Raw genomic sequence first — 17,827 nt, forward strand, 5'->3', positions numbered from 1 at the left:
CTCAGTACTTCCGCTCCTCGAGCTCCCAGCGGGTCTTCGTGACCGGCTTGTACGACAGGACGGGTCCATCGGCGGCGAACGTCACCAGCGAGTGCTTCCAGAATTCGGCGTCGTTGCGAGTCGGATGATCCGTGCGCGTGTGCGCGCCGCGCGACTCGCGCCGGTGCAACGCGGAGAGCGCCACGGCCTCGGCCACGTCGAGCATGTTCCCGAGCTCGATCGCCTGGACCACCTCGGTGTTGAAGATCTGGCTCCGGTCGGTGAGTCCGATGTCGGCGTAGCGACCCTTCAGCTGCACGATCGTGTCGAGCGACGCGCGGATCGACTCCTCCTCGCGGAACACGCCGCAGCCCGACTCGGTGGCCAGGTTCAGCTCGCGTCGGATCTGCGCGATCTTCTCGCCGCCGTGCTTGCCGCGCAGGCGTTCGAGCCGGGCTTCCTCGGAGCGCGCCTGCTCGAGCGCGTTCTTCTCGTCGCCGGAGCTCGAGCCCTTGGAGAACTCCACCGCCGCGCGTCCCGAGCGCGCTCCGAACACCAGGCACTCGGTGAGCGAGTTCGAACCGAGCCGATTCGCGCCGTTGATCGATACGCTCGCGCATTCGCCGGCCGCGTAGAGCCCGGGCAGGACCGTCGCGCCGTCCACGTTCGTGTCGACGCCGCCCATCATGTAGTGCACGACCGGCCGCACCGGAATCGGCTCGAAGACCGGATCGATTCCCACGTAGTTCTTGGCGAGCTCGCGCACGAACGGAATGCGCTTGTCGATCTTCTCCTCGCCGAGATGCATCAGCTCCAGGTGCACGTAGTCGCCGTACGGCCCCTTGAAGCCGCGACCGGCCTGGAACTCGCGCATCTCCGCGCGCGAGACCATGTCGCGCGGGCCGAGCTCCGCCTTCCCGCCGACGCCGTAGTCGTACTGGATCAGGAAGCGCTCGCCCTTGTTGTTCTTGAGATACCCGCCCTCGCCCCGCGAAGCCTCGGTGATCAGGATCCCCGTGCCCGGCAGCCCCGTCGGGTGGTACTGCACGAACTCCATGTCCTTCAGGCCTACACCGGCACGGTACGCGAGCGGGGTTCCGTCGCCGGTCTTCACCGCGGCGTTGGTCGTGAACGGGAAGATCCGTCCCGCGCCGCCGGTGCAGAGGATCACCGCGCGCCCGAGCATCGCGTGCATCTTGCCGGTTCGCATGTCGAAGGCGGCGACGCCGACCACGCGGCCGTTCTCGACCAGGAGCTTGGTCGCGAAGTACTCGTCGTAGCGGACGATGCGGTCGTACTTGAGCGAGGTCTGGAACAGCGCGTGGAGCATGTGGAAGCCGGTCTTGTCGGTCGCGTACCAGGTGCGCTTGGTGGTCATGCCGCCGAACGCGCGCACCGAGACGCGGCCGTCCTTCTCGCGGCTCCACGGGCAGCCCCAGTGCTCCAGCTGCACCAGCTCCTTCGGGGCCGCCTCGACGAAAACCTCGACGGTGTCCTGATCCGCGAGGAAGTCACTCCCCTTCAGCGTGTCGTAGGCGTGCAGGTCTAGGTTGTCGTCCTCGCGCGCGACGCCGGCGGCGCCTCCCTCCGCGGAGACCGTGTGGCTGCGCATCGGGTACAGCTTCGAGACGCAGGCCACCGTGAGCTTCGGGTCCGCCTCCACGGCCGCGATCGCGGCGCGAAGACCCGCGCCTCCACCGCCGACCAGAACGATGTCGTGACGACTGACCTCCACGCGTTCTCCTCGTCCGGGTCAAAGGTCCGTTTCGGGGCCGCACTCTAACGGATTTCATCCGCGCGCGCGCTGGCGTCGGCGGTAGAATCGACTTGGAGGCGACGATGGCGAGGCTCGAGTTCTTCTTCGATTGCAGCAGCCCCTGGACCTACCTCGCGTTCCACCGGATCGAGGACGTCTGCCGCGAAACCGGGGCGGAGCTGGTCTGGCGTCCGATCCTGGTCGGCGGCGTCTTCAACTCGGTGAACGCGAGCGTCTACGAGCAGCGCTCGAATCCGGTTCCGTCGAAGGCGCGCTACTACGCCAAGGATCTGCGCGACTGGACGCGCTCGTACGGGCTGCGAATCGGGCAGCCTCCGGTCTTCCCCGTGAACAGCGTGAAGGCCATGCGCGGCGCGTTCTTCGCGCTGGGGCGCGGCGTGCTGCCCCAGTACGCGCGCGCGGTCTTCGAGGCGTACTGGGGCGATCTGCAGGACATCTCCCAGGACGCGGTCCTCGAGCCGATCGTGCGGCGTGCGGGTCTGCCCCCCGAGGAGTTCTTCCGCCGCATCTCCGAGCCCGAGTACAAGGCCCGGCTGCGCGAGAACACCGACGAGCTGATCGCCCGCGGCGGGTTCGGCTCGCCCACCATGTTCGTGAACGGCTCGGACATGTACTTCGGAAACGACCGACTCGGGCTCGTGCGCGAGGCGCTCATGGCCGCTCCCGGGACTCCTTGAGCCCGTCTGTCCCGAGGCCTCGGGTGTAAAGGCCCACGCGAGCAGCTCCGATCAGGGGTGCGGAGTTCCCCGATGCGACGAACACCCCCCCTGCTCGCGCTGCTCGCGCTCTGCTCCTGCGCCCCGAGCGCGGTGAACCTGGAGCGCTATCGCGGCGCGTACAGCACGCACTTCGAACAGATCCCCGATCAGTCGGAGATCTGCGCCGTCGTGCGCAACGGAAGCGCGCGGCCGATCGAGTGGGTGGAGCTGCGAATGCGCTCCACCAGCCATCTCGCCGACGCGCCCGAGCCGTGGCGTTCGAGCTGGGTCTATCGCGGGCGCATCGAGCCCGGCCAGCGCATCTACCTGCGCTTCGAGAACCCGCCGATGGCCGACGAGATCGAGATCGCCGTGGTGCGCTTCGGCCGCGGCGAGCGCGTGCCCAGGAACGGCCGGCCCCTGCGCGCCATCGGGGAGTGCAGCGAGGAGGCGGTCCGCAGCGCGTTGCTCGCCGAGCTCGAGGATCGAGCGGCCCCCGAGATCGAGATCCGTCACGCCGCCTCCGGCGAGCTGGGGAACTAGCGCGCTTCGGGCCCGGAGAGCGCGGCCCAGATCCGATCGGGGTCGAGCGCCGCGGCGCCGTCGAGGTGGACACGGCCGGGCGTTCCTACACCGATCGGCGTCGCGCGATGCGCGCGGGCGGGGTAGGCCAGCGCCAGGCTTCTCGCCGGGGCGCGCCGCAGCTCTCCCTCGAGTGCCGCGCGCAGGGTTTCGGGCAGACCGCCCGGCAACGCGCCGATCAGGCGGGCGCGCAGCGCCTCGGGATCGCTCGTCGCGAGTCGGCGCCGCAGCGCGAGCTCGGCATCCCGCGCGGGCGCGTCATCGGCATCGATCGCGACGACGTGGCGCACCAGAGCCGGTGAGCGAGTGGCGAGTGCGTCGGCCACGAGCGCGGCGAAGCCGGCGGCGACCAGATCGACGCGGGTGATGCGGAGCGACGTCAGCAGCTCCGCGATCTGCACGGCGACGTGCGAGGGCTCGAGCGTGCGCACCTCGCGCCGCGAACGGCCGAAGCCGGGCAGATCGACGCCGATCGCGCGCCGGCCGAGCGCCTCGGCGCGCGCGAGGATCGGCGCGAACACGCGCGCGGAGGTGCCGATGTCGGGCAGGAAGAGCACCGGCGTCGGATCGCCGGGCGATCCGTGCTCGCGGATGCCGAAGCGGGTCCCGCCGGCCTTCAGGCTGGCCGAGAGATCGTCGTCGGAACCCGCAGCTGCTGCCGCGGAGTCGCCGCACCGCTCGAAGCGCGCGCGCAGCTTCGCCAGCGCGCTCCGCTCCAGGCCGAGGATCCAGCCGCGCGGCAGCGGAAGCGCGATCGCGCTGCCCAGATCGACCAGCGCGGGAGCGCCGCTCGGAGTCACGAGCACGTTGGTCGGGCTGCGCAGATCCAGGTAGACCACTCCGCGCCGCGCCAGCCCGTCGAGAATCGACTCGAGCGCGGCGAAGAAGCTCGTCGGGAGCGCGCGCCCGTGCGCGTGCCGGCGCAGCGGCTGCCCGTCCAGGTACTCCATCGCCAGCGCGAGACGATCGATGCGCCCGAGCAGGCGGGGAACGCCCTCGATTCCGTCGGCGCGCGCGAGCATCGCGGCCTCGTGTCGCGCGAGCCACGGCGCGACGAACGCGCGAACCCAAGCCGAACGCCGGCCCCAGTCCTTCACGATCTGCGCTGGACCGCCGCGCTGCACCAGCAGCACGTCGGGGTTGGCGAACCCACCGAGATTCAGGACCGTGATTCCCGGACCCTCGAGGTCCGCTCGCTTCAGGACGAGAGTCCCCAGCGCACCACCATGCACAGCACGCCCAGCGCGACCACGATCGCCGTGCCGGTCTCGTTGTTGTCGGCAAAGCGCGTGCGCCGCCAGGCGGTCTCGGGCGCGCGCTCGGACTCGAGCGGCCGGTAGGCGTGCAGCCGAGGCACGAGCCGCGGAACCGCCGCCGAGTAGCGCCGGTAGGCATCGCCGTAGAGCGACTCGAGCCGCGCGCTCTCGATCCGGTCCTTGTACGGCATGTAGTAGCCGAAGTAGACCAGCAGGAAGAGCGCCGCGAAGCCGAAGGCGACCCCGCTCCAGGCCATGATCAGAAAGCCCGCCCCGATCAGAAGCGTTCCGAGATAGAGCGGGTGACGCAGATACGCGTAGGGTCCGGCGATGGTCAGGGCGTCGTTCTTGTGCAGGTGCCCGGTGGCCCAGAGCCGCAGGCTCTCGCCCGTGACGATCGGAACCGCCCCGACGAGGAGCGAGATCGGCGTGGGAGAGGACAGGAAGACCGCCGCGCCGGCGAGCGCATAGACGACGAGCAAGCGCGGGCGCAGACGTTTGCGGACGAAGCTCACGCCGAAGGGATAGCCGCGTGCCGTCAGTTTGAAAAGCGCGCGCGGCAGAGCGCGGCGAGCACGGCGCCGATCGATTCCATCGCGCCGGGCCGCGCCTGATCGGGAAGCCGGTCGGCCGCGAGGAAGAGCGCGAAATCGCTGGCGTCCGGCGCCTCGATCTCGGACTCGACCGCCTCCCAGAAGCTGGCGCCGAAGCGCAGGCCGGCCGCCTGCCGTGGCTGCTGCGCTCTTCGCTTCTCGCCCATCGTCTGCCCCGCATTCGGGCGGCGGGCCCGATCGGCCCTCGTCCCGCCCTTCCCTACGTCTCTAGGTGGGCGCGGCTTGGCGGTTGGTGACGCGCTTCGGGGCTAGAGGGCCAGGCGCTCGCCAGGAAGCTGAGCGGCCAGGGAGCGCCGAGCGCGGTAGAGGCTCGACTTCACGGCGTCTTCGCTGCGGCCGGTGAGCTGGGCGATCTTGCGGATGTTGAGCCGCTTTCCGTGGCGCAGCTCGAGCACCCGGCGCTGCTCCTCCGGCAGATTGCCGATCGCCTCGCGAACCCGGCCGAGGGTCTGGCGCGCCTGGGCCAGGGGCTCTGGACCCAAGTCGAGCGGCGCGGCCTCCTGGGGGATGTCGTCCAGCGAGACCAGCCGCACTCCACCCCGGCGGCGCAGGCGGTTGTTCAGGATGTTCCGGGTGATCCCGTAGATCCAGACGATCAGGTCGGACTTGCCCTCGAAGCGGTCCAGGCACGAGAAGACCGCCTCGAAGACGTCCTGGCAGACGTCCTCGGCCTCGGCCACGTCGCCGAGCCTTCGCAGCGAGAAGCTGTGGATGCGGCGAAAGTGCCGCTGGTAGAGATCGCGAAACGCGCCGGGATCCCCGGCTCGGATCGCCTCGACGATGACTCGGTCGTCCTCGGTCACTTTGCCGCTCGGGGACACATGCGACAGTTGCGGGAGCAATCGCCATGCCAAGCGCGGATGCGCCCGAAATCGCTGCGAGTTCGCCGAGATCGCTGGCGAATCGGGAGCAGCGGTCAGCCGCGTCGACCGGCTCCCGCGGTCGCACAGTGAAGCGGACTACCCTCTTCGGGGAAAAGAACTTCACACGCGTGCAGATCGACGCGGACCCCGGCGTCAGAGCTTCTCGGGCACGATCACCCAGACACCGTCGACGCGGCGCCAGACGTCGCGGCGATCCAGGTCGATGTCCCAGAAGCGAAGCTCGCGCTCGTGCTTGCCGGTGATGACGACGTCGACCACCGCCTGCTCCGGGCCGTCGAAGTGGAACTCGCGAATCCGCACCGACCGCGCCTGCCCGTCGCGAAGCGTGTTCTGGCGCGCCAGCGTGGCGAGCGAGGAGTAGTAGTCCGCGAAGGCCGAGGGGGTCGGGAAGTACTGGTGCAGCTCCCGGTTGTAGAAGGTGACCGTCGCCGGCAGGGGGATGCCCTGGAGAGACTGGTAGAAGCGCTCGGCGCGCAGCGCGAATCGCATCGCCTCCTCGTCCGAGACGGTCGGCTGGGTCGCGACGGGGTCCGCGGCGCCGCCGAAGCAGGCGACCAGCACCGCCGCGGCGACGGCGGAGAGGAGCGAGCGCGGCGCCACCCCCCGCTTCATCCGCCCTTTCTCGGCAGCGTCGCCTGCGCGGCCGCGAGCCTCGCGATCGGCACGCGGTACGGCGAGCAGCTCACGTAGTCCATTGCGGCCGCGTGGCAGAACGCGATCGAGCGTGGCTCGCCTCCGTGCTCGCCGCAGATTCCCACCTTCAGGTCCTCGCGCGTCTTGCGCCCGGACTGGATGCCCATTCGAATCAGCGCCCCCACGCCCTCGGTATCGAGCGTGACGAACGGATCGTCATCCATGAGCCGGCTCTCGACGTAGGCGGGCAGGAAGCGCCCCGAGTCGTCGCGAGAGAGCGCGAACGTCATCTGGGTCAGGTCGTTGGTGCCAAACGAGAAGAACTCCGCGATGCCGGCCAACCGATCGGCCAGGATCGCGGCGCGCGGAACCTCGATCATCGTGCCCACGCTGTAGCGGACCTTGCGTCCGCGCTCCTTCATCACGGCCCTCGCGGTGGCATCGACGAGCGCGCGCAGCGTCTCGAGCTCGCGGGTTCCCGCGACCAGCGGCAGCATGATCTCCGGGTGCGTGCGCACGCCTTCGTCCGCGCACACGCAGGCCGCCTCGACGATCGCACGCACCTGCATCTCGTAGATGTCCGGATACGTGATGGCGAGCCGCGAGCCTCGATGGCCGAGCATCGGGTTGAACTCGCGCAGCGCCTCGACCTTGCGCCGCAGCTCGAGCTCGGGCATCGCGAGGTCGCGCGCGAGATTGGCCATCTCCTCGCCGGTGTGGGGCAGGAACTCGTGCAGCGGCGGATCGAGCAGTCGGATCGTGACGGGCCGGCCCGCCATCGCGCGGAAGATCCCGACGAAATCCCCGCGCTGCATCGGCAGGATCTTCGCCAGCGGCACAGCCCTCTCCTGCGGCGTCGTCGACAGGATCATGCGGCGCACTTCCAGGATGCGCTCCGCCTGGAAGAACATGTGCTCCGTGCGACACAGCCCGATGCCTTCCGCGCCGAAGCGGAGCGCGAGCGCCGCGTCCTCGGGCGTGTCGGCATTGGCGCGCACGCGCAGGCGGCGCATCCGGTCCGCCCAGCGCATCAGCGTCATGAAATCCTTAGAGAGCTCGGGCTCCACCGTCGCAAGCTCGCCCCGGTACACGTACCCGGTCGATCCGTCGAGCGTGATCGTGTCGCGTTCCGTGAGCTCGACGCCGCCGAGCAGCGCGGTGCGCCGCTCGAGGTCGATCGAGAGCGCGCTGCAGCCCGCCACACAGCACTTCCCCATTCCGCGCGCGACGACCGCCGCGTGCGAGGTCATGCCACCCAGCGCCGTCAGGATTCCCTGCGCGACGTGCATGCCGTGGATGTCCTCGGGCGAAGTCTCGCGACGCACCAGCACGACGCGCTCGCCCGCCTCGGAGGCGGCCTCCGCCTCCTCGGCGGTGAAGACGATCCGGCCGCTCCCCGCGCCCGGCGAGGCCGGCAAGCCGTGCGCGAGCGGCGCCGGAGCCTGGCTCGCGTCGAGCGTGGGGTGCAGGAGCTGGTCGAGCTGCTTCGGGTTCACCCGCAGCACCGCCGTGCTCCGGTCGATCAGTCCCTCGTTCGCCATGTCGACGGCGATCTTCACCTCGGCGCGCGCGCTGCGCATTCCGGTGCGCGTCTGCAGCATCCAGAGCCGGCCGCGCTGGATCGTGAACTCGATGTCCTGCATGTCCGCGTAGTGCCGCTCGAGCAGCTTCGCGGTGCGCGACAGCTCCTTGAAGCGCGCCGGCATCAGCTCCTCGAGCGACGGCGGATCGCCCGGACCGCGCGCGCTCTTGCTGATCGGCTGCGGCGTGCGAATCCCCGCGACCACGTCCTCGCCCTGCGCGCGGGGCAGGAACTCGCCGAAGAAACGCCGCTCGCCGGTCGACGGATCGCGAGTGAAACCGACGCCGGTCGCGGAATCGTCGCCGAGGTTTCCGTACACCATCGCCTGTACGGTCACCGCCGTGCCCCAGTCCGCGGGTATGCCGTTCTGCTTGCGGTAGTCCTCGGCGCGCTTGGCGTTCCAGGACAGGAACACCGCCGCGATCGCACCGTGAAGCTGCTCGAAGGGATCGTCGGGAAACGCTCTGCCCGTGGTCTCGCTCACGATCTGCTTGTAGTCGGCGACGAGACCCTCCAGGTCCTGCTCGCCGAGCTCCGAATCCAGCCGCACGCCGCGATCGCGCTTCAGCTCGCCGAGCCGCTCCTCGAACCGCTCGTGCTTCACGCCGAGCACGACGTCTCCGTACATGTGCACGAAGCGCCGGTACGTGTCGTAGGCGAAGCGGCGGTCGCCGCTCTCGGCGATCAGGCCCTGCAGGGTGCGATCGTTCAGCCCCAGGTTCAGGACCGTATCCATCATCCCCGGCATCGAGGCACGGGCGCCCGAGCGCACCGAGACCAGCAGCGGGCGGGTGTCCGAGCCGAAGCCTCCGCCCATCACCTTCTCGACCTTCGCGAGCTGGGCGAGAAGCTCCGCGTCGAGGCCTTCGGGGAGCTTGCGTCCGGCGGCGTAGAACTCCGCGCAGACCTCCGTCGAGATCGTGAAGCCCGCGGGCACCGGCACGCCGAGCCGCGTCATCTCGGCGAGGTTCGCACCCTTGCCGCCGAGCAGATCCTTCAGCGACGCGTCGCCGTCCGCGCGCCCGGCGCCGAAGAAGTAGACGCGTCGCTTCGACGCGCGCCGTCGCTTGCGCTCGCGCGGAGCGGAGGACTTCCGTGCTCGCTTCTTCGCCAAGCTCGTGGCCTCCCTCTCGGTCTCGTTTCAGTCAGAGGCGCCGATCGGTCTCGAGATCGAGGCGCGAAAGCCCGTTCTGCGTGGAAGCGCCGTCCGGAGCGACCGCGGGCGGAGTATTCACGCGCACACCGACGGCGTCAACCGCCCGATCGCGGGCCTCCGGCCCCGGCTCGTACGCGATGGCCTGGCGCAGAAACGCCGCCGTTCGGAGCTCCGTACCGATCTGGTAGCGGAAGAAGCGCTCGATCAGCAGCTCGGCGCGCTCGACGTCCTTCGCGCCGAGGCCGAGATCCGCGCGCGCGCGAAGCGGCTGGCGCAGGCCGGCCTCGAGCGCGCCAAGCAGCTTCACCGGCACGGTCGACTCCGCGGAGCCCGCGCAGGCGCGGCAGACCGAGCCTCCGTGCGCCGGCAGGAACGCGACGCGACCCGCCCCCGCGGGCAGCTCGACTCCGCACGCGGCGCAGCGGACGAGCTGCGGCCGGTAGCCCAGACGCGCCAGCGTCTTGGCGAGGACGAGCACCGAGAGCAGCCGATCGGGCTCGGCGTCGCGGAGCGTCTCGAGCACGCCGACCGCGAAGTGGAACAGGTCCGGGTGGGCTTCGCGCTCCGCGGTGAGGCGATCGAGAAGCTCGAGGAACTGACACGCGATCGCGTAGCGGCCGAGGCGATCGGTGATCCCCTCGAAATTGCCGACGAGCTTGGCGCCCTCGAGCCGCAAGAGCTGCGCGCGCGGCGGGTCGACCAGCCGGACGTCGATCAGCGAGAGGATCTCGAGCGTCCCCGGAAAGCGGCGCTTGGAACGGCGCGCGCCCTTCGCGATCGCGCCGACCCGGCCCTGCGACTCGGTGTACAGGTGCACGACGCGGTCGGATTCGCCCTGGTCGAAGGTGCGAAGCACCAAGGCTCGGGTCCGATACTCCGGGGGCATGCCCCGAGGTTAGCCCAGACGCGTGTCCGAGCTCAGTCGGGCCGCAGCAGCTTCTCGACGTAGTCGGGCTTCAGAACCACCGTCGGTATGCCGTCGCGCGCGGTGTCTCCGGAGAGCCAGAGTCCGAGCAGCCAGAGTCCGATGCCGAGAAGCAGCAGCAATCCGGCGCGGCGCCCGTAGCCCCAGACCAGCCCGCGCAGCCACGCGTGGCGCTCGCCGCGGGCGCCGCGAACCGCTCGGCGCTCGCCGAGCAGCGCCGCGGCCTCGTCCGGGTCCGCGCCGATCGCAAGCGCCAGCGAGCGCGCGGTCGCGCGACCCAGGCCGTCGATCTCCAGCGTCGCGCCGGAGGCCTCGATCTCGCGCACGCGCTCGGGTGTGAGCTTGGTGCGGTCGGCCACGTAGAAGACGGAGATCCCGCGCAGCTCGCGCTGCCGTCGGTACCAATGGCCGACTGCGACCGCCTCGGGCGCGACCCCTACTGGAGCACCTTCAGGTAGTCGTTCGACTTGCGCACCCACTCGCTCTCGCCCCCCCGATCCACGGCGACGCGGAGCGAGTCGACGGCCCGATCGCGCTTGCCCAGCCGAACGTAGGCCTGGGCCATCCGATAGCGGGCCTCCGCCTCGACCGGTCCGAACACCTTGACCGGTCGCTCCGCCAGGATCGTCACACACTCCTCGAAGCGTTGGACGGCGTCGACGAGCTCTCCCTGATCGTAGTGGACGATTCCCAGATCGAGATGCGCGACGTAGTTGGTGCGGTCCAGCTCGATCGCGCGCTCGAAGTCCACCTTCGCCCGCTCGAGGTCACCGGATTTGTAATGGGCCCAACCCAGGTTCACAAGAGCCCGCGTCGGACGGACGAAGGTCGGATCCGCCGCGAGTCGCTCGAACTCCGCGGCCGCGTCGCTCCAGCGCTCCATCTGCAGGAACGCGACGCCGAGCGCCAGACGCGCCTCGAGGTGCTCCGGGTCCAGGCGGAGCGCCTCGCGCAGCTCGCGCTCGGTGTCCTGGAGCATGCCCTTGCGACTGTACGCCGCGGCGATCTGGAAGTGGGTCTCCGCGTCGTCGGGATTGAAGCGGATCGCGGTCTGGTACTCCTTGATCGCGCGCTCCGTCTCGCCCTTGGCCAGCTTCACGCCGGCCAGGTCGCGGTGGGAATCCGCGCGGCTCACGTCCTTCGGTGTCGTGGTGGAGCAGGCGAAGCCTGCGAGCCCGGCGAGGAGCGCGACGAGGAGTGCTCTGGAACCGTTCATGAAGTCCTCCTGCTAGTAAGAAGCGAGCAACCGTGCGATCAGCTCGAGGCGGCGAACGTCGGAGCCGTCTTTGCGAACCAGGGCGATCTTGCCGATCACGGCTCCCGCAGAATTCGTCGTTCGCGCGGGCGGCTCGGTCTGCGCGGCGGCAGCGGTGAGATCCTGGAGCTCGATCTCGTAGCCGGTCGGGACCGGCGCCGGCTCGGGAGCATCGGGCTCGACCTGGGTCGCGGGCGGAGCGGCCTCGGGCTTCTCCGTCGCGGGCGATCGCACCTTGCGAAGCTTGTTCCAGCGGTAGATGCGCTGCTCGCGCTCCGCGGACGTGAGCATCAGGAACTCCGGCGCGTCCATCGAGAAGCCCAAGCCCTCGGCGAACGCGATCGCCTCCTCGACCGCGGTCTCGAGCTCGGACTCGCTCGAGATCGCTTCGGTCGAGACGTAGCGCTCGATCGCCGCCGGCTCGATGTCCCGCAAGATCAGCGCGACGTGTCCTTTGCGGCCGTTCCATACTCCGGCCAGGGCCGCCAACGAGGACACCTTCGCCTCGCCAGCGAGCCGCTCGACCCGATCGTGCGAGAACGAGAGTGCCTGGACCAGATCCGCACGCAGGGCCGTCGGGCCGTCCGTCTTCGAGAACATGACAGGCCTATCGGGAGGAAAGCGGCCGCCCTTGATGGATCTGCGGGGCGGAGCTGCGCGAGCGAGATGCCGAAAGCCCCGCGCGGCGCTCAGAAGCGCGTGAGCCTGCGGAACTGCTCGAAGCGCTCGTCGATCTCGGCGCGCGAGAGCGAGCGAAACCGATCCAGGCTGAAACGCTCGACGCAGAACGAGGCGAGCACGGACCCGTAGATCACCGCCCGGCGCATGGCGTCCGGGGCGAGCGATCCGCCCGCGGCCAGCGCGCCCATGAAGCCGCCGGCGAAGCTGTCGCCCGCTCCGGTGGGGTCCTGAACCTCGCGCAGAGGGAACGCGGGCGCGGCGAAGACGCCCGCCTCGTCGAAGAGCAGCGCACCGTGCTCGCCGCGCTTCACGATCACGGTGGACGGCCCGAGCCGGCGGATCGCGTCGGCCGCGCCGACCAGATTCGCGATGCCGGTCAGCTGCCGGGCCTCTTCGTCGTTGATCACCAGGCCCGCGACACGCGAGAGTGTCGCCTCGAGCTCCTTGCGCTCGCCCTCGATCCAGAAGTTCATGGTGTCCATCGCCGAGAAACGCGGAGCTCGTGCCTGCGCCAGCACGTTGCGTTGCAGCGACGGGTGGATGTTCGCGAGAAACACCCACTCCGAGTCCAGATACGCGGGCGGGAGCACCGGGTCGAACTGCTCGAAGACGCCGAGCTCGGTGAAGAGCGTGTCTCGCTGGTTGAGCGAGTCGTGATAGCGGCCGCCCCAGCGGAAGGTGCGCCCCGGCGCGCGCGTCACGCCCGACAGGTCGATGCCGCGCGACGCCAGGAACTCCAGGTGCTCGGTCGGGAAGTCGTCGCCGGTCACGCCGACCGCGCGCGTGCGCACGAAGTAGCTCGAGGCGACCGAGCAGTACGAGGCCGCGCCGCCGAGCACGGACTTCACGCTTCCCGCGGGCGCCTCGATGTCGTCGAGCGCGACCGAGCCTACGACGAGCAGGCTCATCTACAGAACGCCGCGCGCCGCCCGAGCGAGCGTCTCGCCGATCAGCGCGGGCGTGGGAACCACCGGGATGCCCGCCTTCTCCAGCGCCTTGGACTTGCCTTCGGCCGTCCCCTTGCCGCCCGAGATGATCGCCCCGGCGTGGCCCATCCGCTTTCCCGACGGCGCGGTCACACCGGCGATGAACGCGACCACGGGCTTGGTCATCTCGGCCGCGACGAACTCCGCGGCCTCTTCCTCGGCGCTGCCGCCGATCTCGCCGATCATCACCACGGCCTTGGTCGCCTTGTCCTTCTGGAACAGGCGCAGCACGTCGATGAAGCTCGTGCCGGGGATCGGATCGCCGCCGATCCCGACGCAGGTCGACTGCCCGATCCCGAGCTGCGAGAGCTGGTGCACCGCCTCGTAGGTCAGGGTTCCCGAGCGCGAGACCACGCCGACGCTGCCGGCCTTGAAGATCGAGTAGGGAGCGATTCCGATGCGGATCCGCAGGCCCGGGTCGAGCAGGCCCGGGCAGTTCGGGCCGATCAGCCGGCCCTTCCAGCCGCGCAGCGCAGCCTTCACGCGCAGCATGTCGCGCACCGGAATTCCCTCGGTGATGGCGCAGATCAGCTCGATTCCCGCGTCGGCCGCCTCGAGGATCGCGTCGGCCGCGCCGGGCGCGGGCACGAACACGACCGAGGCGTTCGCGCCGGCCTCGCGGACCGCCTCGCGCGCGGTGTTCCAGACCGGAAGCCCGCAGGCCTCCGTGCCGCCGCGTCCGGGCGTGACGCCGCCGAGCACCTTCGTGCCGAACTCCAGCGACAGATTCGTGTGCAGCTGGCCGGTCTTCCCCATGCCCTGCACGATCAGCTTCGTCTTCGCGTCGACCAGGATGCTCATGCGCGCACCGCCGCGACGATCTTCTCCGCCGCGTCCTTCATTCCCTCGGCCGGGGTGATGTCGAGACCGGAGCGCGAGAGCATCTCGCGACCCTGCACCGCGTTCGAGCCGTCGAGCCGCACGACCAGCGGCACCGTCACGCCGACCGTCTTCGCGGCGCTGATGATGCCCTCGGCCACGCGATCGCAGAGCACGATCCCGCCGAAGATGTTGACCAGGATCCCCTTCACGTTCTTGTCGGAGAGGATCAGCCGGAAGGCGTGCGCGACGCGCTCGGCGTCCGCCTGCCCGCCGACGTCGAGGAAGTTCGCGGGCTTGCCGCCGGCGTACTGGATGATGTCCATGGTCGCCATCGCGAGCCCGGCGCCGTTCACCATGCAGCCGATGTTTCCGTCGAGCGAGACCCAGTTCAGGTCGTACTTCGCGGCCTCGAGCTCGCGCGCGTCCTCTTCGTCGAGATCGCGCAGCGCCTGGACGTCCTTGTGGCGGTACAGCGCGTTGGAATCGAAGTTCAGCTTGCAGTCGAGCGGGATCACGGAGTCGCCCGAGATCACCAAGGGATTGATCTCGGCCAGCGAGACGTCCTTCTCCATGAACAGCCGGTACATGTTCTTCACCAGCGAGACGAACGCGTCGCACTGCTTCGCGGAGAGCTCGAGGTCGTAGCCGAGGTTGCGGGCCTGGAAGTCGCAGATGCCGACCAGCGGGTCGACCTGCACCGAGAGGATCTTGTCCGGGGTCCGCTCCGCGACCTCTTCGATGTCCATTCCGCCCTCGGTCGAGCCGAGGATGGCGACGTTCTGCGTGGCGCGATCGACGAGGAACGCGAGGTAGAGCTCGCGGTCGATCTTCGAGCCGGCCTCGACGTACAGGTGCCGGACGATCTTCCCCTCCGCGCCGGTCTGCTTGGTGACCAGCCGCATTCCGATCATGTCGGCCGCGGTCTGCCCGGCCTGCTCGGCGTTCTTCACCACCTTGATGCCGCCCGCCTTGCCGCGACCGCCGGCGTGGACCTGCGCCTTCACGACGACGGTGCCGCCGATGTCGCGCGCGGCCTGCTCGGCCTCGGCCGCGGTGTGCACGAAGCGCCCGGGCGGGACCTCGATGCCGTACTCGCGCAGCAGCGCCTTGGCTTGATACTCGTGGACGTTCATCGAGGGGCCTTTCCGCTCAGAGCTTGATGTCTGCGAGGAGCTTCTTCACGTGGTCGATCGACTTGGCGACCTCGGCCTTCTCGTCGGGGAGCAGGTCGAGCTCGAAGACCTTCTCGACGCCGCGCGATCCGAGCAGGACCGGCACACCCATGTAGATGCCGCGCGCCCCGTACTCGCCGTCGAGGTACGCGGCGCAGGCGAGCACGCGCTTCTGGTCGCGCAGGATCGCCTCGGCCATCGTCACCGAGGCCGCCGCGGGCGAGACGAACGCCGAGCCGGTCTTGAGCAGACCGACGATCTCGCCGCCCGCGTCCTGCACCCGCTTCACGATCGCCGCGAGCTTCTCCTTGGAGAGCAGCGACTGCAGCGGGATGCCGTTCACGCTGGAGAGCCGAGGCAGCGGGACCATCGTGTCGCCGTGGCCGCCGAGCACCAGCGCCACCACGTCCTGCACCGCCACGCCGAGCTCCTGCGCGACGAAGAAACGGAAGCGCGCCGAGTCGAGCACGCCGGCCATGCCGACGACGCGCTGCTTCGGAAAGCCCGTGAGCTCCTTCATCGCCCAGACCATCGCGTCGAGCGGATTGCTGACGACGATCACGACCGCGTCGGGCGAGTTGTCCTTGATGCCCTTCGCGACGCTCTTGATGATGCCGAGGTTCGTGTTCAGCAGGTCGTCGCGCGACATGCCTGGCTTGCGCGCGATGCCGGCCGTGACGATGTACAGGTCGGATCCGGCCGTGTCCTTGTAGTCGTTCGTTCCCACGACGCGGACGTTCGAGCCCCAGCCGTCGAGCGCGTGGCTGATGTCGAGCACCTTGCCCTGCGGCACACCCTCGACGACGTCGAGCAGCACCACGTCGCCGAGCTGCCGCTGTGCGATCAGCTGCGCCTGCACCCCGCCGATGTTCCCGGCCCCGACGAGAGAGATCTTCGGTCGCTTCACGCGCTCACTCCATGTTCTCGATGATGGCGTCGCCGAACTCCGAGCACTTCAGGAGCGTGGCGCCTTCCATCAGGCGGTGGAAATCGTAGGTCACGCGCTTCTGCGCGATCGCGCGCGAGACGCCGCGGTCGATCTTCCGGGCGGCCTCGCCCCAGCCGAGGTGGTCGAGCATCATGACACCGGAGAGGATCACGGAGCTCGGGTTCACCTTGTCCTGGTCGGCGTACTTGGGCGCGGTGCCGTGCGTGGCCTCGAAGATGCCGTGGCCGGTCTTGTAGTTGATGTTCGCGCCCGGCGCGATGCCGATCCCGCCGACCTGCGCCGCGAGCGCGTCCGACAGGTAGTCGCCGTTCAGGTTCAGCGTGGCGATCACGTCGAACTCGTCGGGGCGCGTCAGCACCTGCTGCAGCGTGATGTCCGCGATCGAATCCTTGACCAGGAGCTGGCCGCTCGGAGGCTTGCCGTCGCAGTCGTCCCAGCCGATCGCGCGCCCGGCGTACTCCTTCTTGACCAGCTTGTAGCCCCAGTCGCGGAACGCGCCCTCGGTGTACTTCATGATGTTGCCCTTGTGCACCAGCGTCACCGACTTGCGCTTGTGCTCCAGGGCGTAGTCGATCGCGGCGCGCACCAGGCGCTCGGTGCCCTGGCGCGAGACCGGCTTGATGCCGATCCCGCTCGTCGCCGGGAAGCGGATGCTCTTCACCTTCATCTGCTTCTGCAGGAAGGCGATCACCTTCTTCGCCTCGGCCGAGCCGGACTTCCACTCGATGCCCGCGTAGATGTCCTCGGTGTTCTCGCGGAAGATCACCATGTCGACGAGGTCGGGCCGCTTCACCGGACTCGGCACGCCCTCGTACCAGCGCACCGGCCGCAGGCAGACGTAGAGATCGAGGATCTGGCGCAGGGCGACGTTCAGGCTGCGGATGCCGCCGCCGATCGGCGTCGTGAGCGGCCCCTTGATGCCGACCAGACACTTGCGAAACGTCTCGACCGTCTCGTCCGGGAGCCACGTCTTCGTGCGATCGAACGCCTTCTGCCCGGCGAGCACCTCGTGCCAGCCGATCTTGCGTCGGCCCGCATAGGCCTTGGCCACGGCCGCGTCGATGACTCGGACCGACGCCTTCCAGATGTCGCGCCCGGTGCCGTCGCCCTCGACGTAGGCGATCGTCGGGTTGTCCGGAACCTCGAGCGTTCCGTCCTTGCGCTTGCGGATCAGGGTGCCTGGCTGGCGTACCAGCGGGGCGTCGGCCATGGGGGTCCTCCTCGGCGCGGCGCAGTATAGGCGCTAGGTCGCGGGCGTCGCAATGTGACGAGCTGCCGCTTCGAACTCGCGTTCGAGCTCGGCGTACTCGTTCGTGACCGGGAACTGCGGGAACTCCGCGATCACGTTCGCCGGCGGCCGGAACAGGATGCCCGCGTGCGCGGCCGCGAGCATGGCCGTGTCGTTGTAGCTGTCGCCGGCGGCGATCACGTGGAATGCGAGCGCGCGCAGGTGCTCGACGCTGTGCCGCTTCTGGTCGGGCATGCGCAGCCGGTAGCCGGCGATGCGGCCGGAGCTCTCCACGACCAGGTCGTGCGCGAAGAGGGTCGGGTAGCCGAGCTTGCGCATCAGTGGCTTCGCGAACTGGTAGAACGTGTCGGACAGGATCAGCACCTGATGGAGCTCGCGCAGGTGATCGAGGAACTCGAGCGCGCCGGGAAGCGGCTCGAGCGTCTCGATCACGTCCTGGATCTCGCGCAAGCCCAGCGCGTGCCGGTCGAGGATCTCGAGCCTGGCCCGCATCAGCTTGTCGTAGTCGGGCTCGTCGCGCGTGGTGCGGCGCAGCTCGGCGATGCCGGTGCGCTCGGCGACGTTGATCCAGATTTCGGGCACCAGCACGCCCTCGAGGTCGAGACACGCGACGATCAAATCCGTCTC

Annotated in this window: 18 protein-coding genes; 2 read left to right on the top strand and 16 right to left on the bottom strand. The window is 69.5% G+C overall.

Translation table 11 applies throughout. From position 1 onward, the window contains the following. Position 1: 1 nt before the first annotated feature. Positions 2-1,714: an FAD-binding protein gene (locus tag FJ108_04125; GenBank protein MBM4335086.1), complete on the bottom strand. Its 1,713-nt coding sequence runs from the start codon at positions 1,712-1,714 to the stop codon at positions 2-4. Positions 1,715-1,818: 104 nt separating this feature from the next. On the opposite strand from FJ108_04125, the gene FJ108_04130 reads away from it, so the two are divergent. Continuing rightward, a complete protein-coding gene (locus tag FJ108_04130; protein MBM4335087.1) occupies positions 1,819-2,433 on the top strand; it encodes a 2-hydroxychromene-2-carboxylate isomerase in 615 nt (204 codons plus the stop codon). A 72-nt stretch (positions 2,434-2,505) separates the two neighbouring features. After that, positions 2,506-2,997 carry a hypothetical protein gene (locus FJ108_04135; GenBank protein MBM4335088.1) on the top strand — a complete coding sequence of 164 codons (492 nt, stop codon included), beginning with the start codon at positions 2,506-2,508 and terminating at the stop codon, positions 2,995-2,997. Here FJ108_04135 and FJ108_04140 read toward each other — a convergent pair. From FJ108_04140 to thrH, 15 genes are all read right to left on the bottom strand, one after another. Continuing rightward, positions 2,994-4,268: a hypothetical protein gene (locus FJ108_04140; protein ID MBM4335089.1), complete on the bottom strand. Its 1,275-nt coding sequence runs from the start codon at positions 4,266-4,268 to the stop codon at positions 2,994-2,996. The two genes, FJ108_04135 and FJ108_04140, sit on opposite strands and share 4 nt — an antisense overlap. Continuing rightward, on the bottom strand, positions 4,235-4,987 hold the full coding sequence (locus FJ108_04145; GenBank protein ID MBM4335090.1) for an isoprenylcysteine carboxylmethyltransferase family protein: 753 nt from the start codon (positions 4,985-4,987) through the stop codon (positions 4,235-4,237). Before FJ108_04145 ends, FJ108_04140 begins: the two co-directional genes overlap by 34 nt. A 167-nt stretch (positions 4,988-5,154) precedes the next feature. Continuing rightward, complete coding sequence (locus FJ108_04150; protein MBM4335091.1) at positions 5,155-5,856, bottom strand: sigma-70 family RNA polymerase sigma factor; 702 nt, start codon at positions 5,854-5,856, stop codon at positions 5,155-5,157. Between the two features lie 66 nt (positions 5,857-5,922). Next, positions 5,923-6,402 carry a hypothetical protein gene (locus tag FJ108_04155; GenBank protein ID MBM4335092.1) on the bottom strand — a complete coding sequence of 160 codons (480 nt, stop codon included), beginning with the start codon at positions 6,400-6,402 and terminating at the stop codon, positions 5,923-5,925. Beyond that, positions 6,399-9,119, bottom strand: coding sequence for a pyruvate, phosphate dikinase (locus FJ108_04160; GenBank protein MBM4335093.1), 2,721 nt, complete (start codon positions 9,117-9,119; stop codon positions 6,399-6,401). Before FJ108_04160 ends, FJ108_04155 begins: the two co-directional genes overlap by 4 nt. Before the next feature lie 31 nt (positions 9,120-9,150). Then, complete coding sequence (gene recO / locus FJ108_04165) at positions 9,151-10,047, bottom strand: DNA repair protein RecO (GenBank protein MBM4335094.1); 897 nt, start codon at positions 10,045-10,047, stop codon at positions 9,151-9,153. A gap of 32 nt (positions 10,048-10,079) precedes the next feature. Then, a complete protein-coding gene (locus FJ108_04170; protein MBM4335095.1) occupies positions 10,080-10,445 on the bottom strand; it encodes a hypothetical protein in 366 nt (121 codons plus the stop codon). 77 nt (positions 10,446-10,522) lie between these two features. Next, positions 10,523-11,302, bottom strand: coding sequence for a tetratricopeptide repeat protein (locus FJ108_04175; GenBank protein ID MBM4335096.1), 780 nt, complete (start codon positions 11,300-11,302; stop codon positions 10,523-10,525). A 12-nt stretch (positions 11,303-11,314) separates the two neighbouring features. After that, a complete protein-coding gene (locus FJ108_04180) occupies positions 11,315-11,941 on the bottom strand; it encodes a hypothetical protein (GenBank protein ID MBM4335097.1) in 627 nt (208 codons plus the stop codon). Between the two features lie 89 nt (positions 11,942-12,030). Beyond that, a complete protein-coding gene (locus FJ108_04185) occupies positions 12,031-12,930 on the bottom strand; it encodes a sugar kinase (protein ID MBM4335098.1) in 900 nt (299 codons plus the stop codon). Then, positions 12,931-13,809: a succinate--CoA ligase subunit alpha gene (sucD, locus tag FJ108_04190; GenBank protein ID MBM4335099.1), complete on the bottom strand. Its 879-nt coding sequence runs from the start codon at positions 13,807-13,809 to the stop codon at positions 12,931-12,933. Then, positions 13,806-14,963, bottom strand: a complete 1,158-nt coding sequence (gene sucC / locus FJ108_04195; GenBank protein ID MBM4335100.1) for an ADP-forming succinate--CoA ligase subunit beta — start codon at positions 14,961-14,963, stop codon at positions 13,806-13,808. Before sucC ends, sucD begins: the two co-directional genes overlap by 4 nt. Before the next feature lie 16 nt (positions 14,964-14,979). Beyond that, positions 14,980-15,909: a malate dehydrogenase gene (gene mdh / locus FJ108_04200; GenBank protein MBM4335101.1), complete on the bottom strand. Its 930-nt coding sequence runs from the start codon at positions 15,907-15,909 to the stop codon at positions 14,980-14,982. Between the two features lie 4 nt (positions 15,910-15,913). After that, complete coding sequence (locus FJ108_04205) at positions 15,914-17,161, bottom strand: NADP-dependent isocitrate dehydrogenase (GenBank protein ID MBM4335102.1); 1,248 nt, start codon at positions 17,159-17,161, stop codon at positions 15,914-15,916. Positions 17,162-17,194: 33 nt separating this feature from the next. After that, positions 17,195-17,818, bottom strand: a complete 624-nt coding sequence (gene thrH / locus FJ108_04210) for a bifunctional phosphoserine phosphatase/homoserine phosphotransferase ThrH (protein MBM4335103.1) — start codon at positions 17,816-17,818, stop codon at positions 17,195-17,197. Positions 17,819-17,827: the final 9 nt, after the last annotated feature.

Source organism: Deltaproteobacteria bacterium, from assembly GCA_016875225.1.
Lineage (GTDB): Bacteria > Myxococcota_A > UBA9160 > SZUA-336 > SZUA-336 > VGRW01.